General features: G+C 61.6%; 24 protein-coding genes. 13 read left to right on the top strand and 11 right to left on the bottom strand.

Annotated features, from left to right (window positions below; all coding sequences use genetic code 11):
- The first annotated feature begins 33 nt into the window (after positions 1-33).
- The 6 genes from tesB (at position 34) to xth (ending at position 7524) form a co-directional block, all read left to right on the top strand.
- Positions 34-918: an acyl-CoA thioesterase II gene (gene tesB, locus ACODR6_RS09665; RefSeq protein ID WP_489022403.1), complete on the top strand. Its 885-nt coding sequence runs from the start codon at positions 34-36 to the stop codon at positions 916-918.
- A gap of 210 nt (positions 919-1128) precedes the next feature.
- Positions 1129-1479, top strand: a complete 351-nt coding sequence (locus ACODR6_RS09660; RefSeq protein WP_162698828.1) for a P-II family nitrogen regulator — start codon at positions 1129-1131, stop codon at positions 1477-1479.
- Between the two features lie 28 nt (positions 1480-1507).
- Positions 1508-2875, top strand: a complete 1368-nt coding sequence (locus tag ACODR6_RS09655; protein WP_112718327.1) for an ammonium transporter — start codon at positions 1508-1510, stop codon at positions 2873-2875.
- A gap of 244 nt (positions 2876-3119) precedes the next feature.
- Complete coding sequence (locus tag ACODR6_RS09650; protein ID WP_489022402.1) at positions 3120-5792, top strand: FtsK/SpoIIIE family DNA translocase; 2673 nt, start codon at positions 3120-3122, stop codon at positions 5790-5792.
- A gap of 137 nt (positions 5793-5929) precedes the next feature.
- Positions 5930-6598: an outer membrane lipoprotein carrier protein LolA gene (locus ACODR6_RS09645; RefSeq protein WP_112718331.1), complete on the top strand. Its 669-nt coding sequence runs from the start codon at positions 5930-5932 to the stop codon at positions 6596-6598.
- 122 nt (positions 6599-6720) lie between these two features.
- Positions 6721-7524: an exodeoxyribonuclease III gene (gene xth / locus ACODR6_RS09640; RefSeq protein ID WP_489022401.1), complete on the top strand. Its 804-nt coding sequence runs from the start codon at positions 6721-6723 to the stop codon at positions 7522-7524.
- On the opposite strand, the gene ACODR6_RS09635 is transcribed toward xth, so the two are convergent.
- Together ACODR6_RS09635 and ACODR6_RS09630 are read right to left on the bottom strand one after the other, a co-directional pair.
- Positions 7525-7980, bottom strand: coding sequence for a cyclic nucleotide-binding domain-containing protein (locus tag ACODR6_RS09635; protein ID WP_489022400.1), 456 nt, complete (start codon positions 7978-7980; stop codon positions 7525-7527). It lies immediately after the preceding gene.
- Between the two features lie 13 nt (positions 7981-7993).
- A complete protein-coding gene (locus ACODR6_RS09630; RefSeq protein WP_112718335.1) occupies positions 7994-8677 on the bottom strand; it encodes a response regulator transcription factor in 684 nt (227 codons plus the stop codon).
- A 141-nt stretch (positions 8678-8818) separates the two neighbouring features.
- Between ACODR6_RS09630 and ACODR6_RS09625 the strand changes: the two genes are divergently transcribed.
- Both ACODR6_RS09625 and ACODR6_RS09620 read left to right on the top strand, forming a co-directional pair.
- Positions 8819-9367, top strand: coding sequence for a L,D-transpeptidase family protein (locus ACODR6_RS09625; protein ID WP_112718337.1), 549 nt, complete (start codon positions 8819-8821; stop codon positions 9365-9367).
- 95 nt (positions 9368-9462) lie between these two features.
- Positions 9463-10293, top strand: coding sequence for an aldo/keto reductase (locus ACODR6_RS09620; RefSeq protein ID WP_489022399.1), 831 nt, complete (start codon positions 9463-9465; stop codon positions 10291-10293).
- Between the two features lie 55 nt (positions 10294-10348).
- Here the strand turns inward: ACODR6_RS09620 and leuC are convergent, their stop codons facing one another.
- The 4 genes from leuC to rplS form a co-directional block, all read right to left on the bottom strand.
- Positions 10349-11758: a 3-isopropylmalate dehydratase large subunit gene (gene leuC / locus ACODR6_RS09615; RefSeq protein WP_112718341.1), complete on the bottom strand. Its 1410-nt coding sequence runs from the start codon at positions 11756-11758 to the stop codon at positions 10349-10351.
- A 241-nt stretch (positions 11759-11999) separates the two neighbouring features.
- Complete coding sequence (locus ACODR6_RS09610; protein ID WP_489022398.1) at positions 12000-12818, bottom strand: amino acid ABC transporter permease; 819 nt, start codon at positions 12816-12818, stop codon at positions 12000-12002.
- A gap of 16 nt (positions 12819-12834) precedes the next feature.
- On the bottom strand, positions 12835-13632 hold the full coding sequence (locus ACODR6_RS09605; RefSeq protein WP_489022397.1) for a transporter substrate-binding domain-containing protein: 798 nt from the start codon (positions 13630-13632) through the stop codon (positions 12835-12837).
- A gap of 149 nt (positions 13633-13781) precedes the next feature.
- The gene (gene rplS / locus ACODR6_RS09600; protein WP_112718353.1) at positions 13782-14318 is read right to left on the bottom strand and encodes a 50S ribosomal protein L19; all 537 of its coding nucleotides are present in this window, start codon (positions 14316-14318) and stop codon (positions 13782-13784) included.
- 335 nt (positions 14319-14653) lie between these two features.
- Between rplS and ACODR6_RS09595 the strand changes: the two genes are divergently transcribed.
- Complete coding sequence (locus tag ACODR6_RS09595) at positions 14654-16108, top strand: NCS1 family nucleobase:cation symporter-1 (protein ID WP_112718355.1); 1455 nt, start codon at positions 14654-14656, stop codon at positions 16106-16108.
- Between the two features lie 28 nt (positions 16109-16136).
- Here the strand turns inward: ACODR6_RS09595 and trmD are convergent, their stop codons facing one another.
- From trmD to ffh, 5 genes are all read right to left on the bottom strand, one after another.
- Complete coding sequence (gene trmD / locus ACODR6_RS09590; protein ID WP_489022396.1) at positions 16137-16817, bottom strand: tRNA (guanosine(37)-N1)-methyltransferase TrmD; 681 nt, start codon at positions 16815-16817, stop codon at positions 16137-16139.
- 3 nt (positions 16818-16820) lie between these two features.
- Positions 16821-17390 carry a ribosome maturation factor RimM gene (rimM, locus tag ACODR6_RS09585; RefSeq protein WP_489022395.1) on the bottom strand — a complete coding sequence of 190 codons (570 nt, stop codon included), beginning with the start codon at positions 17388-17390 and terminating at the stop codon, positions 16821-16823.
- Positions 17391-17519: 129 nt separating this feature from the next.
- Positions 17520-17888: a 30S ribosomal protein S16 gene (rpsP, locus tag ACODR6_RS09580; RefSeq protein ID WP_112718361.1), complete on the bottom strand. Its 369-nt coding sequence runs from the start codon at positions 17886-17888 to the stop codon at positions 17520-17522.
- A gap of 48 nt (positions 17889-17936) precedes the next feature.
- Entirely contained in the window at positions 17937-18245 is a 309-nt protein-coding gene (locus tag ACODR6_RS09575) for a chorismate mutase (RefSeq protein WP_112718363.1), read from the bottom strand.
- A gap of 16 nt (positions 18246-18261) precedes the next feature.
- Positions 18262-19842 (bottom strand): signal recognition particle protein, encoded by a 1581-nt coding sequence (gene ffh, locus ACODR6_RS09570; protein ID WP_199627911.1) that lies wholly within the window; start codon positions 19840-19842, stop codon positions 18262-18264.
- A 294-nt stretch (positions 19843-20136) separates the two neighbouring features.
- On the opposite strand from ffh, the gene ACODR6_RS09565 reads away from it, so the two are divergent.
- The 4 genes from ACODR6_RS09565 (at position 20137) to ftsY (ending at position 25039) form a co-directional block, all read left to right on the top strand.
- A complete protein-coding gene (locus tag ACODR6_RS09565) occupies positions 20137-21144 on the top strand; it encodes an MBL fold metallo-hydrolase (protein WP_489022394.1) in 1008 nt (335 codons plus the stop codon).
- A gap of 73 nt (positions 21145-21217) precedes the next feature.
- Positions 21218-22123, top strand: coding sequence for a diaminopimelate epimerase (gene dapF / locus ACODR6_RS09560; RefSeq protein WP_203427757.1), 906 nt, complete (start codon positions 21218-21220; stop codon positions 22121-22123).
- The gene (mtaB, locus tag ACODR6_RS09555) at positions 22120-23394 is read left to right on the top strand and encodes a tRNA (N(6)-L-threonylcarbamoyladenosine(37)-C(2))-methylthiotransferase MtaB (protein ID WP_489022393.1); all 1275 of its coding nucleotides are present in this window, start codon (positions 22120-22122) and stop codon (positions 23392-23394) included. Before dapF ends, mtaB begins: the two co-directional genes overlap by 4 nt.
- Positions 23395-23410: 16 nt before the next feature.
- Positions 23411-25039 carry a signal recognition particle-docking protein FtsY gene (gene ftsY / locus ACODR6_RS09550; protein WP_489022392.1) on the top strand — a complete coding sequence of 543 codons (1629 nt, stop codon included), beginning with the start codon at positions 23411-23413 and terminating at the stop codon, positions 25037-25039.
- The last annotated feature ends 68 nt before the right edge of the window (positions 25040-25107 follow it).

The raw sequence follows: 25107 nt of genomic DNA, 5'->3' as shown, positions 1-25107 counted from the left end.
GCTCCCTTACTTCCTACTGCCGGGGGCAAGCAAATGACCGGAGCTGCGGCAAAACTGACCGCCATGGAAACCCTTCTTGCGACGCTCGACCTCGAACCGATCGAGATCGACATTTTTCGCGGCCGCAGTCCCCAAGTCGGCTGGCAGCGGGTGTTCGGCGGCCAGGTGATCGGGCAGGCGCTGATGGCGGCGCAGCGGACGATCGAGGCGGGGCGGATCGTGCATTCGCTGCATGCCTATTTCATGCGTCCTGGCGATCCCTCGGTGCCGATCATCTATCAGGTCGAGCGTATCCGCGACGGCTCCAGCTTCAATACCCGCCGTGTCGTCGCCATCCAGCATGGCAAGGCTATCTTTGCGCTATCCTGCTCATTCCAGATCGAGGAACCCGGTTTCGACCATCAAGCCGCGATGCCGGATGTGCCGCCTCCGGAGAAGCTTCTCGGCGAGCAGCAGATCAAGGACCAGTATCTGGCGCACGCACCGGCGGCGATCCGCAAATACTGGGAGCGTGAACGGCCGATCGAAATCCGGCCGGTATCGCTGAAGCACTATTTCTCCAACGAGAAGCTGGAGCCGCGCCAGGATGTCTGGGTGCGCGCCACGGGTCCCGTTCCCGATGACCGGCTCTATCAGGCGGCGGTGCTTGCCTATCTCTCGGATATGACGCTGCTCGATACCTCGCTCTATGCGCATGGCACGTCGATTTTCGATCAGACCCTGCAGGTCGCCAGCCTCGACCATTCGATGTGGTTCCACAGGCCGGACAAACTGGACGATTGGCTGCTCTATACCCAGGATAGCCCGTCTGCTTCGGGTGCTCGCGGGCTGACGCGCGGTAGCCTGTTTACGCGCTCGGGTGTTCTGATTGCGTCGGTCGCCCAGGAGGGTTTGATTCGGAAAAAGGCAGATGAATAAATAATGTGCATATTTGTGTTTTTGCGCATTTTTTAAGCTGCAATTGCTTCGTTAGATGCCTCATAATTGGCATCCTCTGATATCATCTTTACTTTTCAATAACTTATAACGCGCCTCGAATCTGGCACGCCCCTTGAATGTATATCCCCGGTCGCTGGTCGTGAACGTCAGCGGCAAGGAGAGTCGGCTCCGTGCCGAGGATAACGAAGGATGGGAAACCAGATGAAAATTGTGATGGCCATTATCAAGCCGTTCAAGCTCGATGAGGTGCGCGAAGCCCTCACCGCGATCGGCATCCAGGGCCTGACCGTGACCGAAGTTAAGGGCTACGGGCGCCAAAAGGGACATACCGAAATCTATCGCGGCACTGAATATGCGGTCAGCTTCCTGCCGAAGCTCAAGATCGAAATCGCTGTTGCCACCGAGATCGTCGACAAGGCGGTCGAAGCCATCGCGTCGTCGGCCAAGACCGGCCAGATCGGCGACGGCAAGATCTTTGTCTACTCGATCGACCATGCCGTCCGCATCCGCACCGGCGAAACCGATACCGAAGCGCTCTAAGAACCGCTGAGCAAGGAGCTTTATACCAATGTCAATTTCGAAGTTTTCCTCCACTTTTGCGCGGCTCGGCGCTGCGTCGGCTGCGCTTCTCGCGCCGGTCGCCGCTTTCGCACAGGATGCGGCAACGACGGCCGCTCCGGCAGCTGCCGCTGCAGCACCGGTTGCTGACAAGGGCGATACCGCCTTCATGTTCATTTCTACGCTGCTGGTTCTCTTCATGATCCTACCGGGTCTCGCCCTGTTCTACGGCGGTCTCGTTCGCGCCAAGAACATGCTCTCGGTTCTCATGCAGTGCACGATGGTTGCTGCAGTTCTGATGCTCATCTGGGTCATCTATGGCTATTCCTTCGCCTTCGGCGGCTCGGACAGCCCGTATTGGGGCGGCACGGCGAAGATGTTCTTTGCCGGCGTCACCAAGGATTCGACGGCTGCGACCTTCTCGCAGGGCGTTGTCATTCCTGAGTTCATCTTCGCGATGTTCCAGATGACCTTCGCAGCCATCACGCCTGCCCTGATCGTCGGCGCCTTCGCCGAACGCATCAAGTTCTCGGCAGTCGTTCTCTTCTGCGCGCTCTGGGCAACCTTCGTCTACTTCCCGATCGCTCACATGGTCTGGGATGCCAACGGCATGCTCTTCAAGATGGGCGCGCTCGACTTCGCAGGCGGCACGGTCGTTCACATCAACGCCGGCGTTGCCGGTCTGATCGGCGCGATCATGGTCGGCAAGCGTACCGGCTACGGCAAGGACATGATGGCTCCGCATTCGATGACGCTGACCATGGTCGGTGCATCCATGCTCTGGTTCGGCTGGTTCGGTTTCAACGCCGGCTCCAACCTGGAAGCTTCCGGTGGCGCCATGCTCGCAACGGTCAACACCTTCGTTGCAACCGCTGCTGCCGTCATCTCCTGGGCGATCGTTGAAAGCCTGACGCGCGGCAAGGCATCCATGCTCGGCGGCGCTTCCGGTATGGTCGCTGGTCTCGTTGCCATCACGCCTGCTGCCGGCATCGTCGGCCCGATGGGAGCGATCGTCATGGGTCTGATCGTTTCGCCGCTTTGCTACTTCTTCGTCTCCGTCGTGAAGAACAAGTTCGGCTACGACGATACGGCTGACGTGTTCGGCGTTCACGGCGTCGGCGGCATGTTCGGTGCCGTTGCTACCGGCATCTTCGCCAGCGCTTCGCTCGGCGGCGTCGGTTACGCAGAAGGCGTAACGATGGGCGGTCAGGTCATGACCCAGATCACGGCTATTGCCACCACCATCGTATGGTGCGGCGTCGGCTCGGCGATCCTCTACAAGGTCGTCGACCTCATCGTCGGCCTGCGTGTTGCAGTCGAAGCCGAACGCGAAGGTCTCGACCTCGCAACCCACGGCGAAGCTGCTTACCACTCGTAATCAAGGGATTGCGGCGCCCGGAAACAAAGGGCGCCGCTGAATGGCCCGTCGCGGCCTAGCGAAACGCCTAGACCGCATTTTGGCCCGGACCTTCCAAGGTTCGGGCCCTTTTATTTTGAAGCTGCTAATCCTGCCTGTCATGGTTAACACCGCTTTAACCGTCCTCTGATTAGGTGGAGCGGACGCATTCTGCGTGGATGGCGCGAGGGCGATTCGCGCCGCAGCAAATGGACGGGTAGGTTACATGGCAAGAAGCACGTCGCCGGCGATCGATAGCCGGCCGGACCGTTTCTCCCTTTCGGGGTTCCTGTTCAGGCAGGCGCAGGCTCTTCTGGGCTTTGCGATCTTCCTGATGCTGGCGCTTGCCGTCGCAGCGCTGGCAACCTGGAATGTCGCCGATCCGAGCTATTCCTATGCCACCGGCAATGCCCCCACCAACATACTCGGCTATAGCGGCGCCGCCTTCGCCGATATCGCCATGCAGTTCTTCGGCCTCGCCAGCGTCATCGCCCTGCTGCCGGTCGTCGCCTGGGCGCTCTCCCTGATCTCCGGCCGCCATATCAGCCGCATTCCGGCCCGTGGCGGTGCATGGGCCCTGGGTTCCGTGCTGTCCTCCGCGGTTGTCGGCTGTTTCCCGCCGCCGCTCACCTGGCCGATCCCGAACGGTATCGGCGGCGTCGTCGGCGACATGATCCTGCGCTTTCCGGCGCTCTTCGTCGGCGCCTATCCGACGGGCACCTTCGCAACCGCTGTCGGCTGCGTCTTCGCCATTCCGACGGTCTGGATGATGTTGTTTGCTGCCGGTCTCGTCGGCCGTACCGAAGAGGATGAGGACTTCGCCGAAGAATACGCTGCCGCGACGCCTTCGAAGGCGCGCTCGGTCGGCGAAGCCGATGAGGACGATGGCGACGACGAGGGTGGCTGGCTTGCCTTTGGAGCGCTGACGCATGCCTGGTACATGAGCCAGGCGCGCATGCGCCGCATCTTCGGCATGGGTCCGCGCAAGCGCCGCCAGAGCGATTTCGAATCGCCTTACGATTTCAACGACGACGAGTTCGGCAAGCTCAACGAACCGGTTCGCGCCAAGGCGCCCGCCGGCCGCGGCGAGCGCATGGACCCGTCGATGGAGATGGGTGCAGGCTCGCAGCGCCGCGTCGTTTCCGCGCCGTCGATCTCGCTCAACGATGACGATGATGACGCGCCGTTTGATACGGACATGCCGCCGCGTCCCGCCGACATCCTGCCTGACGATGATGAAGATGCCTGGATGATGCGCGCTCCGGCGCGCTCCAACGGTGGTAAGCCGGAGCCGCGCGTCACTCCCGCTGCGTCCCGCCCCAAGCCGGGTGCCCGCGTCGATCGTGAATCGCAGGGCAGCTTCATTCGCCCCGAAGGCTTCCAGCTGCCGCCGATGCATCTTTTGGCGGAGCCGAAGAATGTCGTGCGCGACTCCTCGCTCTCGGCCGATGCGCTGGAGCAGAATGCCCGCATGCTGGAAGGCGTGCTCGAAGATTTCGGCGTCAAGGGCGAGATCATCCATGTTCGCCCCGGTCCGGTCGTCACGCTGTACGAGCTGGAGCCGGCTCCCGGCATCAAGTCGTCGCGCGTCATCGGTCTTGCCGACGATATCGCCCGCTCGATGAGTGCGATCGCCGCCCGCGTCGCCGTCGTTCCCGGCCGCAACGCGATCGGCATCGAACTGCCGAACTCGACCCGCGAAACCGTTTACCTGCGCGAGCTCATCGCATCGCGCGACTTCGAGGGATCCAAGGCGAAGCTCGCCATGGCGCTCGGCAAGACGATCGGCGGCGAAGCCGTCATCGCCGACCTCGCGAAGATGCCGCATCTGCTTGTTGCCGGTACCACCGGTTCGGGTAAGTCGGTCGCCATCAATACGATGATCCTGTCGCTGCTCTATCGGATGACTCCGGAGCAGTGCCGCCTGATCATGATCGACCCGAAGATGCTCGAACTCTCCGTCTACGACGGCATTCCGCATCTGCTCTCGCCTGTCGTCACCGATCCGAAGAAGGCCGTCGTGGCGCTCAAGTGGACCGTCCGCGAGATGGAGGAGCGCTACAAGAAGATGTCGAAGATCGGCGTGCGCAACATCGACGGCTTCAACGCCCGCGTCGAGCAGGCGCTTGCCAAGGGCGAGCAGATTTCGCGCACCGTCCAGACCGGTTTCGACCGCCACACCGGCGAGGCGATGTACGAGACGGAAGAATTCGATCTGCAGCCGATGCCCTATATCGTCGTCATCATCGACGAAATGGCCGACCTGATGATGGTTGCCGGCAAGGATATCGAAGGCGCCGTTCAGCGTCTGGCGCAGATGGCGCGTGCCGCAGGTATCCACGTCATCATGGCAACGCAGCGTCCGTCGGTCGACGTCATCACCGGTACGATCAAGGCAAACTTCCCGACCCGCATCTCGTTCCAGGTCACCTCGAAGATCGACAGCCGCACGATCCTTGGCGAACAGGGCGCCGAGCAGCTGCTCGGTATGGGCGACATGCTCTACATGGCCGGTGGTGGCCGTATCCAGCGCGTCCATGGTCCGTTCGTGGCCGATATGGAAGTCGAAGAGATCGTCTCCTTCCTGAAGACCCAGGGCGCGCCGCAATATCTCGACGCCATTACTGCTGACGACGATGAAGACGACGATTACGGCGGCGGCCCGGCCGGCACCTCCAATCTTGCCGATTCCGACGATCCCTATGATCAGGCGGTGGCCGTCGTCCTCCGTGATGGCAAGGCCTCGACCTCCTATATCCAGCGCCGTCTCGGCATTGGCTATAACCGTGCCGCATCGCTGATCGAGCGCATGGAGAAGGAAGGGGTTGTCGGTCCGGCCAACCATGCCGGTAAACGCGAGATTCTCGTTCCGACCGAAGGTGATATACTCGATCGCTAGAGGCCGAAAAAAATCTTTCGAGGCAACAACTTCACGGAAACCTGATCGCCTCGAAAACGTTACCTGCTTCAGCCATGCTTCTGCGCCATGAAGACGCCGCCTTTCGGCAGCAAGCAGGTCGCATAAAGGAGACTTAGATGAACAACTCCGATTCCTTCCTCGAAGGCTTTTCGCTGACGCGCCGCCATATGCTGGGCGCGATGGCGCTGGTGGCTGCGTCTGCGGCCCTGCCGGTCAATGTCTTCGCTCAGGCTGCTGCCGGAGGTTCGGCGACGGCTCAGGCGATTGCCGACCACTTCTCGAGCGTCGGCACCATGCAGGGCGAGTTCGTGCAGTTCGGACCGCGGGGCGAACAGACCGGCGGCAAGTTCTTCATCCAGCGCCCGGGCAAGCTGCGCTTCAACTACGACGACCCGTCGCCGATCCGCGTGATCGCTGATGGAAAGAACGTTGCCGTGGGCAACCTGAAGCTCAAGACCTGGAACCTCTATCCGCTGTCGAAGACGCCTCTTAGCCTGCTGCTGGCACAGAAGATCAATCTGAACGACGGCTCGGTAAAGAGCGTCAAGGAAGAGTCCGACCTGACGACGATCGCGCTCGGCAACAACACGGTGTTCGGCAATTCGACGATCACCATGATGTTCGATCCGAAGACCTACGATCTGCGTCAGTGGACGATCACCGACAATCAGGGCAAGGACACCTCCGTCATGGTGTTCAACGTCAAGACCGGCGTGCAGTTCGACGACAAGGTCTTCAAGGTGCCCTACGAGAGCATCCCGGGCACTGCCGCCTATCGCGACTGATCCTGCCTTCCGCGGTTTCTGGAAACGCCCGGCTTCGTCCGGGCGTTTTTGTTTGCGGCCCGTTTCCTATGGCGCCGCTTTGCTCTAAAGCCTCTGCGACCCCCCTGATGAAAGGCATTGGCATGAGCTTCTCGATCACGACCTGGAACATCAATTCCGTGCGGCTGCGCATGCCGATCGTCGAGAAGTTCCTGATGAAGCATCAGCCGGATATTCTCTGCCTGCAGGAAACCAAGGTTCCGAACGAGCTCTTCCCGCTCGCGCCTCTGCGTGCGATGGGCTACGAGCACATCATCATCCACGGGCAGAAGGGCTATCATGGGGTGGCGATCGCCTCGCGCATTCCGCTGACCGAGGATCACAGTTTCGATTACGGCAGCGTCGGCCATGCCCGCCACATCTCGGCAATCTTCGAGCGCGGCGGCCGCCGTGTGCGCCTGCATAACTTCTACGTTCCGGCAGGTGGTGACGAGCCGGATCCGGCGATCAATCCGAAATTCGAGCACAAGCTGAATTTCATCGAGGAGATGAAGCTCTTGAAGGCGGAAGCCGAGGTGAATACTTCGGCCATCCTCGTCGGCGATCTCAACATCGCGCCGCTGGAGCACGATGTCTGGTCGCACAAGCAGCTCTTGAAGATCGTCAGTCATACGCCCGTTGAAACAGAGGGGCTGCTCGAAGTCATCAAGCGGGGCGCCTGGCTCGATCTCATGCGCCAGCATGTGCCTGCCAACGAGAAGCTCTACACGTGGTGGAGCTACCGCGCCAAGGATTGGGAAGCGGCCGACAAGGGCCGCCGCCTCGACCATATCTGGTCGTCCTCCGATCTCGGTCCGCTGCTGCAGCGCGTCGAGATTCTCAAGGAAGCGCGCGGGTGGGAGAAGCCCTCCGACCACGTGCCCGTCACGGCGTATTTCAATCTCTGATCAGGAGAAGCGATGCAGCTGTGCCGCCGCCCGGGCGGCAAGCTCCGAGATGTTGTCGCGGATGCGGTTTTCGATCAGCTTGGCGGCTTCCGGATATTCCTCGATGAGGCGATGGAACAGCGCGCGGGTGATGCGGATGATGCCGGTATCCTCGCGCGCGACAGCCGTATATTTGCGCTCGACGAGCGTCACAAGCGCAAGTTCGGACAAGAGCGTGCCCGGTCCGGCGACACGCTGCACCCGGTGGTGCCCATCCTTGTCCATCACCGTCAGCTCAAGCGCACCGCTGGTGACGACATAGGCGCTCTCCGCCGGAGAGCCCTCGCGGAACAGCATCTGGCCGGTCGAGATGATGCGGCGGTCGGCGCCGAAGGCCACCAACCGCAGCTGGTCGTCGGACATGCCGTTGAACAGCGGCAGCTGCGAGAGCGTGTGAATGTCGTCGGTCAGCGCCATCTGCGCATCTGCCTCACGGTATGATCTTGTAGCCGCCGTTCTCGGTGACGAGGATTTCGGCGTTGGAGGGGTCGCGCTCGATCTTCTGGCGCAGACGGTAGACGTGGGTTTCGAGCGTATGCGTCGTCACGCCGGAATTGTAGCCCCAGACCTCCTCGAGCAGCACGTCGCGGGTCACGACCTTCTGTTCGGCGCGGTAGAGATAGCGGATGATCGCCGCTTCCTTTTCCGTCAGGCGGATCTTCTGGCCGTTTTCGGCAGTCAGCAGCTTCTGGCTCGGCTTGAAGAGATAGGGGCCGACCGTGAAGGTCGCGTCTTCGCTCTGCTCGTGCTGACGCAGCTGCACGCGGATGCGGGCGAGCAGGACGGCGAAGCGGAAGGGCTTGGTGACATAGTCGTTGGCGCCGGCCTCAAGGCCGAGGATCGTATCGGAATCCGTATCGTGACCGGTCAGCATGATGATCGGCGCCTTGAAGCCGCCCTTGCGGAGCAGCTTGACGGCCTCGCGGCCATCCATGTCGGGCAGGCCCACGTCCATGATCAGGAGGTCCACAGGCGCGCTGCGCGCCGCCTGCACACCCTTGCCAGCGGTCGATTCCTGGAGAACCGTGAACTCCTCATAGAGCGACAGCTGCTCCGTCAGGGTTTCGCGGAGGTCGTCATCGTCATCCACCAGTAGAATGGTGCGTGCAGTCATGCGGGTCTGTTCCTCAGGTTCCGTCTTACAAGTCCTACGCCAAATTCGACGATTGGCAAAGAGCACAAGACGCGCGGTTGCGGGGCTCGGATCGATATGATTTCATCGAACATCCAAGCAAAACAAAAACATGTGAGAATAATGGAAAAAACAAGGCAGAGAGCGCCGAAGCGCATCTCCACCATCCTTGTAAGGCCTCAACCGGGAAAAAAGAGCCGGGCGCTGGTGCAATGCGGGCCTATCGTCGTGCCTGCGGCGATCGGCCGGACGGGCCGCAGCATCCTCAAGCGCGAGGGCGATGGGGCAACACCTGTCGCGGCGATGAAGCTACTTTACGGCTTCCGGCGAGGCGAGCGCCCGCAGCGGCTCACAACGCCGCTTGCGCTTTCGCGGATCCGTAGCGGTATGCTCTGGTGCGACCAAGCTGAGAACGCCAACTATAACCGGCTGGTCAAGGCGCCCTTCAAGCCGAGCCACGAGGAGCTGAAGCGCAAGGACGGGCTCTACGATGTCTGCCTGGTCATGGACTGGAATGTCTCGTCCCGGGCGCGTCATCGCGGCTCGGCGATCTTCTTCCACCTGATCCGCCCGGGCTACCAGCCGACGGATGGCTGTGTCGCCGTCAAACCGCAGGACATGCGCCGGATGCTTCCCCACATGCGCAAGGGGACGGTCGTCCGGGTTCTCTGAATCTCAAGGGGTGATAATTTTTCGCCGCCGTCCTATATGGCTTGTCGACGTCGCGCTGCCTGGCGCGCCGGCTTTCAAACTGACGGAGACATATTGTGGCCAATCAACCCATCATTACTTTCCATGACGGACATTCCATCCCGCAGGTCGGCCTCGGCGTCTGGCAGACGCCGCAGGATATCGCCGCGCCGACAGTGCTGAAGGCGCTGGAAGCCGGCTACCGCCACATCGATACGGCATCCGGATACGACAACGAGCAGGGTGTCGGCGAAGGCTTCCGTTCCTCCGGTCTCGACCGCAAGGACGTGTTCATCACCACCAAGCTGCGCAACACCGATCAGGGCTACGACAATACGCTGCGCGCCTTCGACGGCAGCCTGAAGAAGCTCGGCATGGACTATGTCGATCTCTACCTCGTGCACTGGCCCTCGCCGCATCGCGGCCTCTACCGCGAGACCTGGAAGGCTTTCGTGAAGATCAAGGAAGAGGGCCGGGCGCGCTCGATCGGCGTTTCGAACTTCTATCCCGATCATCTGGAGCACATCATCGGCGATACCGGCGTCGTACCGGTGATCAACCAGATCGAGCTGCATCCCGACTTCCAGCAGAAGGCGGCGCAGGAAGCGCACCAGAAGCTCAATATCGTCACCGAATCCTGGAGCCCGCTCGGCCAGGGCAAGTTCATCGCCAACCCGGTGATCGGCACCATCGCCAAGAAGCATGGCAAGACGCCGGCGCAGGTGATCATCCGCTGGCATATCGATACCGGCCTCGTGGTCATCCCGAAGTCGGTGACTCCCTCGCGCATCGAAGAAAACTTCGAGGTCTTCGATTTCAAGCTGGATGCGGACGATATGGCCGCGATTGCCAAGCTCGACGACAAGGGTGCGCGTATGGGTCCGGATCCATATACGGCGACGTTCTGATCAAAATAAAAAGGGCGGCTCGAGGCCGCCCTTTTCATATCTTGACGCTAGACGCTCAGTTCCATTCGCGGATATCGACGAAGTGGCCGGCAATCGCCGCAGCAGCGGCCATGGCGGGCGACACGAGGTGCGTGCGGCCCTTGAAGCCCTGGCGGCCCTCGAAGTTGCGGTTCGAGGTCGAGGCGCAGCGCTCGCCCGGCTTCAGGCGGTCGTCGTTCATGGCGAGGCACATCGAGCAACCCGGCTCACGCCAGTCGAAGCCGGCGGCCTTGAAGATCTTGTCCAGGCCTTCCTTCTCGGCCTGTTCCTTCACGAGGCCGGAGCCCGGAACGATCATGGCGTTGACGGTGGAAGCAACAGTCTTGCCTTCGACGACCTTGGCGACTTCACGCAGGTCTTCGATGCGGCCGTTGGTGCAGGAGCCGATGAAGACACGATCGATGCTGATATCGGTGATCGGCGTACCGGGCTTCAGGCCCATATAGTCGAGCGCGCGCCACTTGGAGGTGCGCTTGGTCTCGTCCTGAATATCATCAGGGTTCGGAACGATACCCTGAACCGAGATGACGTCCTCGGGCGAGGAGCCCCAGGAGACGATCGGCGGCAGTTCGGCGGCGTTGAGCTTGACGATGCGGTCGTAATGCGCGCCTTCGTCGGTCTTCAGCGTCTTCCAGTAGGCGATCGCCTGTTCCAGCGCTTCGCCCTTCGGCGCGCGCGGCTTGTCCTTCAGATATTCGAAGGTGATCTCGTCAGGCGCGATCAGGCCGGCGCGGGCGCCGCCTTCGATCGACATGTTGCAGATCGTCATGCGGCCTTCCATCGACAGCGCGCGGATCGCTTCGCCGGCATATTCGATGACGTAGCCGGTGCCGCCTGCGGTGCCGATTTCGCCGATGATGGCGAGAACGATGTCCTTGGCGGTGACGCCTGCCGGAAGCTGGCCATCGACCTGCACCAGCATGTTCTTTGCCTTCTTCTGGATCAGGGTCTGGGTGGCGAGAACGTGCTCGACTTCAGACGTGCCGATACCATGGGCGAGCGAACCGAAGGCGCCATGCGTCGAGGTGTGGCTGTCGCCGCATACGATCGTCATGCCCGGCAGGGTGAAGCCCTGCTCCGGTCCGATGATGTGGACGATGCCCTGACGCTTGTCGTTCTCGGAGTAATACTCGACGCCGAATTCGGCAGCGTTGATGGCGAGCTGCTCGACCTGGATACGGCTTTCCTCGTTCTTGATGCCGAGGTGGCGATCCGGCGAGGTCGGAACGTTGTGGTCGACCACCGCCAGCGTCTTCTCTGGCGCGCGAACCTTGCGGTTCGTCATGCGCAGGCCTTCGAAAGCCTGCGGAGAGGTGACTTCGTGGACCAGATGGCGGTCGATGTAGAGAAGACAGGTGCCGTCAGCCTGTTCGTCAACCAGGTGATCGTCCCAGATCTTGTCGTAAAGGGTACGCGGTGCGCTCATGGCAGTTCAATCCGTGTTTGGATGCAATGGAAAAAGGGAAATGGCGGCAAGGCCCGCCGGCCGGCGTCGATCAGCGAAGTCGGCTGTTGAGCGCACCGGAAACGGACGCAAAGAAGCGTGCGGGCAGGCGGTAATGGTCCTGCAGCACGAAGATATGCGCGCCAATGCACTTGAACTTGCTTTCCATGGCGCTGGATATAGCGATTTTTCCGCGTGTCGGCAATTCGAATCGTGAGGCGGCCTAGCGGCCCCTTGTCCGGCGCATGCGCATCTCCACCCGCCGCAGCGCCAGAGAAAGGCCGATCGTCAGGATCAGGTAGATGTAGGTGACGATCGAATAGGTCTCGAAGAAGCGGAATGAGCCTGACGCATAGACCTTGCCCATCTGCGTGATGTCGGAGACGCCGAGCACGGAAACCAGCGAACTGTCCTTCACCATAGAGACGAAATCGTTGGAGAGCGGCGGGAAGATCACCTTGATCGCCTGCGGGAAGACGACCAGCCGGAAGCGGTGGTAGCGCGACAGGCCGAGCGCCTTGGCGGCCTCGATCTGGCCGTGATCGACCGACTGGATGCCTGCCCTGAAGACCTCGGCGATGAACGAGGAATAGCCGATCATCAGCGCAATGATCGCCCGCCACATCAGCGACAGGTCACGCACGAGAATAGGCTCGGCGGCGCCGGCTTTGACGAGCGGCGTGATCAGGAAATTATAGGCGGCAACGATTCCAGGCGCGCCGACGAAGGCGACGTAGAAGAGCAGCACCAGCATCGGGATGCCGCGGATGACCTCGATATAAAAGCGCGAGATCTGCCTGAGGACGACGCTGTCCGACAGCCCGAGGAGGGCGATGCCGAGGCCGAGCGCCGTCGCCAGCGCGAAGGCGACGACGGTGACGAAGACCGTTACCCAGACGCCGTTGACGACGGTCTGGAAGACCTGCGCATAGATGCCGTTGGTGACGATGACGATGGCGAGAACGATGCCGATAACGGCAAGGGCGACCAGCCACCAGGGATAGTCGCCCTTCTCGGATCGCGGGGATGGGTGTGGCGCCATCTGCGATGATCCGGAATTACTGACCCATCTTGTAGTCGAGGAACCACTTCTTGTTCAGGGCGTCGAGCGTGCCGTCGGCCTTCAGGCTGGCAATTGCCGCATTGACGGGCGCAACGAGATCGGAACCCTTCGGGAAGATGAAGCCGAAATCCTCCGTGCCGAGCGGGCCACCGATGACCTTCAGCGTGCCGTTCGAGGCATCGACATAGCCCTTTGCAGCAACGCCATCGGTCAGGACGGTGTCGACGTCGCCGGTCTTCAGGGCCTGGACGGTGGCGCCGAAGGTTTCGAACAGCTTGATGCGCGGGTTCTGTTCGTTGCCGTCGAGGATTTCGTAGACGGCGGTGTAGAAGGGTGAGGTGCCGGGCTGGGCGCCGACCAGGCCGTCCTTGAAGGCGCCAAAGGTCTTGCCGTCGCTGAAGCGGCTCTCATCGGCGCGAACCAGCATGAACTGCTGCGAGCGCATATAGGGGTCGGAGAAGTCGACCTTGGCCTTGCGGTCGTCCTTGATGGTGATGCCGGTCATGCCGATGTTATACTGATTGTCGGAGACGGCCTGGATCATCGCGTCCCAGCTGGTGTTCTGGTACTCGACCTTGAAGTTCAGCCGCTTGGCGATCTCGTTCATCGCATCATATTCCCAGCCGATCTGCTTGCCGGACTTCGGGTCGACGAACTGCAGCGGCGGATAGGCGTTCTCGGTGACGACGACGACGGTCTTGCCGCCGAGATCGGGCAGGGTGTCGGCGACGGCCGCGAGCGGCGAGAGCGTAAGAGCGGCAAAGCCTGCGAGAATGGTGCGGCGGAAAAGCATGCTGAAAAGTCCCCGGAAAAATGTAGCTGGCGAAAACTGTCATAGAAGAGAAGGCGATGGCAAGAGCGGTGAACTTGCAGTTGCTGCCTTAAAACAGAAAAGGCGGCCCGAAGACCGCCTTTTCATGCAATGATTTTGCTTCGCAGAACTTATTCTGCTGCCGGCTCAGCGGCGGCTGCTGCTTCTGCGGCTGCCTTTGCTTCAGCGGCTTCTGCTGCTGCCTTTTCGGCGGCGAGAGCCTGTGCTGCTGCAATCTTTTCAGCTTCGATGCGTGCCTTTTCCTCGGCAACTGCAGCGCGCTCGGCTTCGTTCAGCTTGCGGGCGCGGGTGCCGGTGTTCTCGACGATACGAGCCGACTTACCGCGACGATCGCGCAGGTAGTAAAGCTTGGCGCGACGGACCTTACCGCGGCGAACGATTTCAACGCTTTCGACAGCCGGGGAGTAAACCGGGAATACGCGCTCGACGCCTTCGCCGTAGGAGATCTTGCGAACCGTGAAGTTCTCCTGGAGGCCGCCGCCGGAGCGAGCGATGCAAACGCCTTCGTAGGCCTGTACGCGGGTACGGTTGCCTTCCTTGACGCGGACGTTAACGCGGACGGTGTCGCCCGGGGAAAATTCCGGGAGCGTGCGCTGGGCTTCGATCTTGGCGACCTGTTCGGCCTCAAGCTGCTGGATGATGTTCATGACTCAACCTCATTGTTGGTTCAACAGCCAGAGCGCTCTGAACGATCTATCCTTGGTCGAGCCTCAGATATATGCCGGTGAAGGCAGGAGCGAATTCGTCTGTTTTTCTTTGCTTGGCTGATGGGAGTTTTCCCATTCCGGGCGTGCGCATACCCTATTACGCAGACCTTGTCACCCCTCTCCGCCGGAAAATCCGCAATGCCGGGCGGTTCGCTGCGCTTCTCCGCGCGATCATGGCTGCGACTTCAGCGATTAATTATTTGTCGAATGCCTAATTTAGGAGCAGATTCTGATTCGGGCCAAATCATGACCCGTGGGAATTTGGAGGGGAATGAATGTCGATAAGCAATCCATCGCCTTCGTTGTATAACGAGGACCTGGCGCCTGCAGAGGAGAGGAAGTGGGGCGCCTTCAGTATCTTCAACGTCTGGACGTCCGACGTCCATAGTCTTTGGGGTTATTATCTCGCCGCCAGTCTGTTCCTGCTCTGCGGCAGTTTCATCAACTTCGTGATTGCGATCGGCATCGGCTCGCTGGTCATCTTCTTCCTCATGAGCCTTGTCGGCAATGCCGGCGTCAAGACGGGCGTGCCTTTCCCGGTTCTCGCGCGCGCCTCCTTCGGCACGTTCGGCGCCAACCTCCCGGCGCTGGTGCGCGCGGTCGTCGCCTGCTTCTGGTACGGCGCGCAGACGGCGGCGGCATCCGGCGCCATCGTTGCGCTTCTCATCCGCAACGACAGCATCCTCGCCTTCCACCAGAACAGTCATATGCTCGGCCACTCGACGCTCGAGGTGATCTGCTACGTGATCATCTGGGGGCTGCAGCTGCTGATCATCCAGCGCGGCATGGAAACCGTACGCAAGTTCCAGGATTGGGCAGGCCCTGCCGTCTGGATCATGATGCTCATTCTTGCCGTCTATCTCGTCACCAAGGCCGGCACCTTCTCCTTCGGCAGCGAAATCCCGCGCGACGTGCTGATCGAAAAGACCAAGGACGCAGGCATTTCCTATGAGCCCGGATCTTTCCCGGCGCTTGCCGCGGTAGCTGCGACTTGGATCACCTATTTCGCAGCGCTCTATCTGAACTTCTGCGACTTCTCGCGCTATGCCAAGGACACGAAGACCTTGCGCAAGGGCAATCTTTGGGGCTTGCCGATCAACCTTCTCGCCTTCTGCCTCGTCGCAGGCGTCACGACCACGGCTGCCTTCACCGTTTACGGCGAAGTGCTGCTGCATCCGGAAGCGATCTCGGCGAAGTTCGACAGCTGGTTCCTGGCGCTGCTTGCTGCTCTGACGTTCGCCGTCGCAACGCTCGGCATCAATGTCGTGGCCAATTTCGTTTCGCCGGCCTTCGATTTCTCGAATGTCTTCCCGCGGCAGATCAGCTTCAAGCGAGGCGGCTATATCGCGGCTCTGATCGCGTTGGTACTTTATCCGTTCGCGCCGTGGGAGACCGGCGCGGCGCATTTCGTCAACTTCATCGGTTCGACGATGGGGCCGATCTTCGGGATCATGATGGTCGACTACTATCTGATCCGGAAGGGCGAGCTTGATGTTGCTGCGCTCTACCAGGAGAACGGCGAGTTCCGGTTCCAGAACGGCTGGCACACGAACGCCTTCATCGCCTTCATTGTCGGTATGGTGTTCTCGTCGATCCTGCCGACCTTCACCTCGATCCTGCCGGATTGGTGGGGAACCTATGGCTGGTTCTTCGGCGTCGGCATCGGCGGCCTGGTCTATTATGTGCTGCGCATGAGCACGCGCGGTTCGGCCGTCGGCGCCGCCACCTGACATATGATGCGCCCGGTTCTGCGGGCGCCTATTCTTCCAAGAGGTCGGGCCGTCGTTTCCTGGTCAGGGCGACGGCCTGTTCATGCCGCCACTTCTCGATGGCGCCGTGATTGCCTGAGGTCAGAACCCCGGGGATTTCCCGGCCTTCCCATTCCTGCGGACGGGTATAATGCGGATGCTCCAGCAGGCCGCCCTCGAAGCTTTCATGCAGGCCGGAGAGATCGTTACCCATGACGCCGGGCAGGATGCGGACGATCGCGTCCAGGACGGTCAGCGCAGCGGGTTCGCCGCCTGATAGCACGTAATCGCCGATCGAGACCTCTTCCAGTTCACGCGCATCGATGACGCGCTGATCGACGCCTTCGAAGCGGCCGCAGACGATGATGACGCCGTCGCCCCCAGCGAGTTCGCGAACGCGCTTCTGCGTCAGCGGCTTGCCGCGCGGGCTCATCAGCAGGCGGGGGCGATTGTCGTTTTCCGAGACCGTATCGATGGCGCGTGCGAGAACATCGGGCTTCAGCACCATGCCTGCGCCGCCGCCGGCCGGAGTATCGTCGACGGTGCGATGCTTGTCGGTGGTGAAATCGCGGATCTGCACGGCGTCCAGCGACCACTGCCCGCGCTCCATCGCCTTGCCTGACAGCGAGAAGCCGAGATGGCCCGGAAACATCTCCGGATAGAGGGTGAGCACGGTTGCCCGGAAGGCCATGACTTACTTCTTTTTCTTCGGCTTGCCGGAGGCGAGCTTGGAGATGTCCTCGGGATCGTCGACGAGACCCGCAGCCATCGGATCGATGCGGATCGTGCCGCCTTCAAGATCGATCTCAAGTACCGATGCCTCGGAGAACGGAATCAGCACGGGACGCTTGCCCGGACCCTTGAGCTCCAGAAGATCGCCGGCACCGAAATCGAAGACGCCGGTGATCGTGCCATAGCTGACGCCCTTGTCGTCGAGCGCTTCCAGCCCCTCGAGATCGGCATAGAAGAATTCGTCTTCCTCGAGCTCGTCGTCGGGGAGATTGTCGCGCTCGATATAGAGTTCGAGACCGTTCAGCGCTTCGGCGGCATTGCGGTCGTTGACGCCGCGGAAGCGGACGACGACCATATTCTTCATTTCGCGCAATTCGAGGACCTCGAAGACGCGGCCATCGAGGCTGTGCAGGTGGCCGTAATCGCCGAGCGCGGTCGCATCAGCGGTGTAGGGCTTGACGCGGACTTCGCCGCGGATGCCCTGCGCGCCGCCGATCGTGCCCATCAGCACCGGGTTTTCAAGCTTTATCATGGTGTCCTTCGTCCGAATGCCGGCATCGATCCGAGTTCACGCTTCTCATAAACGAAGTGCACCGGATTGAAAACGAAAACGGGCGGCATGTCGCCATGCCGCCCGCCCCATAAGGAAATTCTTCTGGGATTATTCTGCGGAAGCTGCAGCTTCAGCGGCGTCGGCAGCCTTCTGAGCCTTTTCAGCAGCGCGCTCCTGAGCCTTCTTGCCCGGCTTTGCCTTTTCCGGGTTGCTCTTGGCGTCGCGCTTTGCGAGGCCGGCTTCGTTGAGGAAGCGGAGAACGCGGTCGGTCGGCTGTGCGCCCTGCTCAAGCCAATGCTTGATACGGTCGTTGTTCAGCTTGATGCGGCCGTCGTTGTCCTTGGCCAGCATCGGGTTCCAGGAACCGAGGTTCTCGAGGAAACGGCCATCGCGCGGCGAACGGGCGTCGGCGAGAACGATGTGGTAGTACGGGCGCTTCTTGGAACCACCGCGTGCGAGACGAATTTTCAGTGCCATGTTCTTTACTCCTTAGGCTTTCTTAGACCGCTTCGTGAGGCGGTTTGTTCACTTTGCTGCGGCGTGGTCCGCAGCGATCTGCTCATGATGCCGGATGACTTCCGTGATGACGAAGTTCAGGAACTTCTCGGCGAAATCCGGATCCAGATTGGCATCCTTCGCCAGGCGGCGAAGGCGTTCGATCTGGTATTCTTCGCGCGCCGGATCGGCCGGCGGCAGCTGGTACTTGGCCTTGAGCACGCCGACCTCTTTGGTGCAGCGGAAGCGTTCGGCCAGGATATGGACGAGTGCCGCGTCGATATTGTCGATCGACTGGCGGTAACCCGAAAGCTGGGCTTTGACGTCTGGATCAATCATGGGGCAGGCGATCCTCTCACTTCTTCTTCGGCAAACCGGGAAGGCCCGGGAAACCACCGCCGAGTCCCGGCAGCTTGGCGCCACCGAGCCCGGGCAAACCACCCGGCATTCCGCCGAGACCGGGCATGCCCCCGCCCGGCTTTCCAAGACCCGCAGCTTCGGCCTGCTTCTGGAGCGCTTCCAGCTGCTTCGGGTCGATGTTCGAGAGGTCGGGCATGCCGCCCATTCCGCCCATGCCGCCAAGACCCATCTTGCCGGCAAGGCCGCCCATCATCTGCTTCATCAGGCCGCCCTTACCCTTGCCGCCCATCATCTTCATCATGTCCGCCATCTGGCGGTGCATTTTCAGAAGCTTGTTGATGTCGGAGGCGTCGGTGCCGGAGCCGGCGGCGATGCGCTTCTTGCGGGAATGCTTGAGCATGTCGGGGTTGGCGCGCTCGGCCTTGGTCATCGAGGAGATGATCGCCAGCTGGCGGCCGAACAGGCTGTCGTTCAGACCGGCCGACGCCATCTTGTCCTTCATGCCGGCCATGCCGGGCATCATGCTCATGATGCCGCCCATGCCGCCCATCTTCTGCATCTGGCGCAGCTGATCGGCGAGGTCGTTCAGGTCGAACTTGCCCTTGGCCATCTTGGCGGCCATGGCAGCCGCCTTCTCGGCGTCGATGTTTTCGGCGGCTCGCTCAACCAGCGAAACGATGTCGCCCATGCCGAGGATGCGGTCGGCGATACGGCGGGGATGGAATTCCTCGAGCTCGCCCATGCGTTCGCCGACACCGATGAGCTTGATCGGCTTGCCGGTGACGGCGCGCATCGAGAGCGCTGCGCCGCCGCGGCCATCGCCGTCCATGCGGGTCAGAACGAGGCCGGTGATGCCGACGCGTTCGTCGAAGTTGCGCGCCAGATTGACGGCGTCCTGACCGGTCAAGCTATCCGCGACCAGCAGGATTTCATGCGGGTTCGACTTCTTCTTGATGTCGGCCATTTCGACCATCAAGGGCTCGTCGATATGCGTACGGCCGGCCGTGTCGAGAATGACGACGTCATGGCCGCCGAGCTTGGCAGCCTGAACGGCGCGTGCGGCAATATCGGTCGGCGACTGGCCGGCGATGACAGGCAGCGTATCGACGCCGGTCTGGACGCCGAGCTGGCGCAATTGTTCCTGGGCTGCCGGGCGGCGCGTATCCAGCGACGCCATCAGCACCTTTTTCTTCTCGCGGTCGGTGAGCCGCTTGGCGATCTTTGCCGAAGTCGTCGTCTTACCGGAGCCCTGTAGACCGACCATCATGATGACGACGGGCGCTACGGCATGAAGATCGACGCCCACGCCTTCGCCGCCGAGCATCTCGATCAGCTCGTCATGGACGATCTTGACGACCATCTGGCCGGGCTTGATCGACTTCAGGATCTCGGCGCCGACGGCCTTTTCGCGAACACGGTCGGTGAAGCCACGGACGACTTCGAGCGAAACGTCGGCTTCCAGAAGAGCACGGCGAACCTCGCGCAGCGCAGCGGAAACATCGGCTTCCGAAAGCGCGCCACGGCCTGTCAGTCCATTGAGAATGGATCCAAGACGGTCCTGGAGGTTTTCAAACATCGGCTCTTCCTTGTGATTTCCGGGATGACGGAAACCTTGTGCTTTTCCTTGACGAAAACAAGACGCAAAGCCAAAAAGCACCCGAGGGCGCATCGCGCTGTCGGGTGTGGACCTCCGGGATCAGGGTCCCGGTCGGCGGCTCGGAGTCATGTCGCTCGTCGCAGAATTGAGGCGCGGTAAACAGGAAAGCGGCCTGAAAGTCAAGCCGGAGCGGGCAAATTCGCGCTTCCGGTCCTTCTCAAGCCACGCGTCCGATCCCAAATGCATCATCCCGCCACGAGAGTCCATTCGCTCATGCCCGACGCCAAGATGCCCAATCCCTATTATCAGGGGCCGGTTTCAGATCATTTCGACGGTACCCACTTCTTCAATCCCAATGGGATTGAACCGCTTGGCTTTCGTGAACTGATGCGCTGGCAGTTCGGCGGCGGGCGGTTTCGCTGGCCGAAGGTGGTGCAGAGCCCGTTTCCGTCCGCCAAGCCTTCAGGACGTCTCAGCGGCGAGGATTTGCGGGTGACCATGGTTGGCCACGCGACGATGCTGATCCAGGTCGCGGGCCTCAATATACTGACGGATCCTGTCTGGTCGGATCGCGCCAGCCCATTCTCCTTCGCCGGGCCGCGGCGGGTTTCGCCGCCGGGCATCCGTTTCGAGGATTTGCCGCCGATCGATATCGTGCTCGTCTCGCACAATCACTACGACCATCTCGATATCAGGACGCTGAAGAGGCTGTTCGAGGAGCATGGTCCGCATTTCATAACCCCGCTCGGCAACGATACGATCATTCATCGCGCCATTCCCGATGCGAAAATCTCGGATATGGATTGGGGCGACCAGCTTTCCTATTGGGACGGCGTAGCTATCAATGCCGAGCCTTGCCATCACTGGTCGGCGCGCGGCACGCGTGACCGGCGCATGGCGCTCTGGGCCGCTTTCGTCATCTCGACGCCCGCAGGCAAGATCTATCATGTCGGCGATACCGGCTTTCACGAAGGCATCAACTACAAGGCGGCGCGGGAAAAGCATGGCGGCTTACGCCTCGCGATCCTGCCGTTCGGCGCCTACGAGCCGCGCTGGTTCATGAAAGGGCAGCACCAGAACCCGGAAGAGGCGGTGGCGGGCATGGAACTCTGTAATGCCGACTATGTTGCCGGGCACCATTTCGCCACCTTCCAGCTGACCAACGAGGCGATCGATGCGCCGGTTGCGGCGCTGCAGGGGGCGCTTTCGGCCCGCGGTATCGAACCCGGCCGCTTCCGGCCGTTGCGCGCAGGCGAAGTGTTTGACGTGCCGGTTGCGTGAGCAGCCGGTAAACCACTGGTAATTCGCCCGCGTTTCCGCCATATACAGCCCGAAAGCAATGGAAGTGGCAGCAATGAGCGCAACGGTCGAATTCGCGAAGATGAACGGGCTTGGCAACAAGATCCTGGTTGTCGACATGCGCGGCCGCGGCGACAAGGTGACGCCCGATGCCGCGATCGCGCTGAATGCCGATCCGGATACCGCCTTCGACCAGATCATGGCGATCCATGATCCCCGGGCCGACGGCACCGATGCGTGGATCGACATCCTGAATTCCGACGGCTCAAAGGCGCAGGCCTGCGGCAACGGCACACGCTGCGTCGTGCAGGCGCTGTCTGCCGAAACCGGCAAGAAGATCTTCACCTTCCAGACGGTCGCCGGCATTTTGAATGCCGTCGAGCATGAGGACGGGACGATCTCCGTCGACATGGGCAAGCCGGTATTCGCCTGGGACAAGATCCCGCTCGCCGAAGAATTCTATGACACCAGCCGCATCGAGCTGCAGATCGGGCCGATCGACAATCCGGTGCTGCATTCGCCGTCTGCGATGTCGATGGGCAATCCGCATGCGATCTTCTGGGTCGATAAGGATGTGATGTCCTTCGATCTCGCTCGCTTCGGGCCGCTGCTCGAAAACCATCCGATGTTTCCGGAGCGCGCCAATATCACGCTGGCGCAGGTCACCTCGCCCACCTCGATCACGACGCGCACCTGGGAGCGCGGCGCCGGCCTGACGCTTGCCTGCGGTTCCGCTGCCTGCGCCACTGCCGTTTCGGCGGCGCGCACCGGGCGCACCGGCCGCAAGGTCGAAATCAAGGTTGCGAGCAGCCCGAATGCCGGTTCGCTGTCGATCGAATGGCGCGAGCGCGACGATCACGTCATCATGACGGGGCCTGCCGAATGGGAATGGTCCGGCATGGTCGACCCGACGACCGGCAGCTGGTCGCGCGACGCGGAGCAGGGAGCCGAGGCGCGGTGAGCGGCGTCGAGGTCATTACCTTCGGCTGCCGTCTCAATACCTACGAATCCGAAGTGATGCGGGCGGAGGCCGAGAAGGCCGGGCTCAACAATGCCATCCTCGTCAATACCTGTGCCGTCACAGGCGAGGCCGTACGCCAGGCCCGCCAGGCGATCCGCCGCGCGCGCCGGGAAAATCCGCATGCCCGCATCATCGTCACCGGCTGTGCGGCGCAGACCGAAAGCCAAGTCTTTGCAGAAATGGCCGAAGTCGATGCCGTGCTGGGCAACGAGGAGAAGCTGAAGAGCGCCTCCTATCGCGCGCTGCCGGATTTCGGCGTTTCGGCGGAAGAGAAACTGCGCGTCAACGACATCATGAGCGTCAAGGCGACGGCGCCACAGATGGTCAAGCATATCGACGGGCATGTGCGCGCCTTTATCCAGGTGCAGAACGGCTGCGACCACCGTTGCACCTTCTGCATCATCCCCTATGGCCGCGGCAATTCGCGCTCGGTACCGATGGGCGCTGTGGTCAATCAGGCCCGAAATCTGGTCGAGGGCGGCTATAGCGAGATCGTGCTGACGGGTGTCGATGCCACCAGCTATGGTGCCGATCTGCCGGGTCAGCCGACGCTGGGGCTGCTTGCCAAGACGCTGCTGAAGCAGATCCCCGAAATCCGGCGCCTCAGGCTTTCTTCGATCGACAGCATCGAGGCCGACCAGCATCTTTTCGATCTGATCGGCGACGAGCCGCGCTTCATGCCGCATCTGCATCTGTCGCTGCAGCATGGCGACGACATGATCCTGAAGCGCATGAAGCGGCGGCATAGCCGCGCCGATGCGCTCGATTTTGTCGCGCAGGTGCGCCGTTTGCGGCCCGAGATCAGCCTCGGCGCCGATATGATCGCCGGCTTTCCGACCGAGACCGAGGAGATGTTTGCCAATGCCGTCAGTCTCGCCGAAGAGGCCGGTATCGCGCATCTGCATGTCTTCCCCTACAGCCCGCGTCCGGGCACGCCGGCGGCCCGCATGCCACAGCTCGACCGCTCGCTGATCAAGGATCGCGCCGCCAGGCTGCGAGCCACTGGACAGACGCTCTATCAATCCCATCTCGACAGGATGGTTGGAACGCGGCAATGGCTGCTGGTCGAAAACAACGGCCTGGCGCATACCGAAAACTTCACGCTCGTTGCCGCCCCCGGCCTTCGCCCGCGCTCCATGCTGCAGGCCGAAATCACCGGTCACAACGGCAAGCACCTCGACATGCAATTGACGGCCGCAGAGGCCGCCTGACTTTCACGGAATTCTTATGGCCCTCAGTTTCATCAAAAAGGTCTTCACCTTCGGCAAGCCGCTCGAAGAGGCAAAGCCGCAAGAGGCCGTGCCCGCCATCGAGCCGGTGAAGGAAGAGCTGCCGGTTGCCGCCGATCCGGTGCTGCCGGAAGAGGTGGAGACGGCTGGCGGGCCTGTTGCTGATGTCGTCGAGCCTGAAGTGGTTGAGGAAGCGGAAGAGCCGGCGATCCTGCCTGATGTCGCGCAGATGAGCGATGTGGGTGTGGTGCCGTTGTCTTTGCTGGAGGCGGAAGCTGAGGCTGAGGTTGCGCTTGAGGCGCCGGCTGAAGATTCCAGCGTGATCCCTGCGGAAACACCCCCCTCTGTCCCTACGGGACATCTCCCCCACACGGGGGGAGATCAGGCCGAAGATGCGGTTGCCGATCGCGAAGAAGGCCGCGTTGAGCCGACCGAAACCTTCCCGGAAGAAATCCTCTCGAAGGAAGACGAAAGCCTTCTCGACGCCGAAGTGGCGCAAGACCTCCCCACTCAGCCAATCTCCCCCCCTGTGGGGGAGATGCCCGGCAGGGCAGAGGGGGGTATCGCACCCGCGGACATCGAAGAAGCGCAGGCTGAACAAGTATCGGACGCGGAAGACGTGCCGTCCGAACAAGCACCCATCCTCCCGAAAGGTTTCGCCACAGGCGCCGCCGCCCCGGAACCCGAACCCGCCGTCATCCAGCCGAAACTCAGCTGGTTCCAGCGTCTCCGTGCCGGTCTCGCGCGCACCTCGTCGCAGCTGACCGGCCAGATCACCGCGCTCTTCACAAAGCGCAAGCTCGATGACGAGACGCTGCAGGATCTGGAAGACCTGCTGATCCAGGCCGACCTCGGCGTCGAGACGGCGATGCGGGTCACCGATACACTGGCCTCGGAGCGGTACGGCAAGGATGTGACGGGCGAAGATGTCACGCGCATTATGGCCTCCGAAATCGTCAAGGCCCTGAAGCCGGTCGCCAAGCCGCTGCAGCTCGATCTCAGCCACAAGCCGCATGTCATCCTCGTCGTCGGTGTCAACGGCACCGGCAAGACGACGACGATTGGCAAGCTGGCCGCCAAGCTCTCGGGCGCCGGGCTGAAGGTGATGGTCGCCGCCGGTGACACCTTCCGCGCCGCCGCGATCGAGCAGCTGAAGATCTGGGCCGACCGCACCAAATCCGAATTCATCGGCACCAAGCTCGGCGCCGATGCCGCCGGTCTCGCCTATGACGCCTTCGAGCAGGCGAAGGCGAAGAAATGCGACGTGCTGATCATCGATACCGCCGGGCGCCTGCAGAACAAGGCGGAGCTGATGGCCGAGCTCGAGAAGATCGTGCGCGTGCTCGGCAAGCTCGATCCCGATGCGCCGCATACCGTGCTGCAGACGCTCGACGCGACGACCGGCCAGAACGCCATGAACCAGGTGGAAATCTTCCGCAACGTCGCCGGCGTCAACGGGTTGATCATGACCAAGCTCGACGGCACGGCGCGCGGTGGTATCCTCGTTGCCATCTCCGCCAAGCACAAGCTGCCGGTCTATTTCATTGGCGTCGGCGAAGGCGTGGACGATCTGGAGCCTTTTGAGGCCGAGGATTTCGCACATGCCATTGCCGGTATCGGTCAATGATGCCACAGATAAGCCGCCAAGAGCGCGCAAGCCGCGGCCGGTTGAGACAGGCCCGAAACTGACAGGTT

The sequence above is a fragment of the Rhizobium sp. FG96 genome (assembly GCF_057808655.1).
This window is presented reverse-complemented; position numbering and strand designations above follow the sequence as displayed.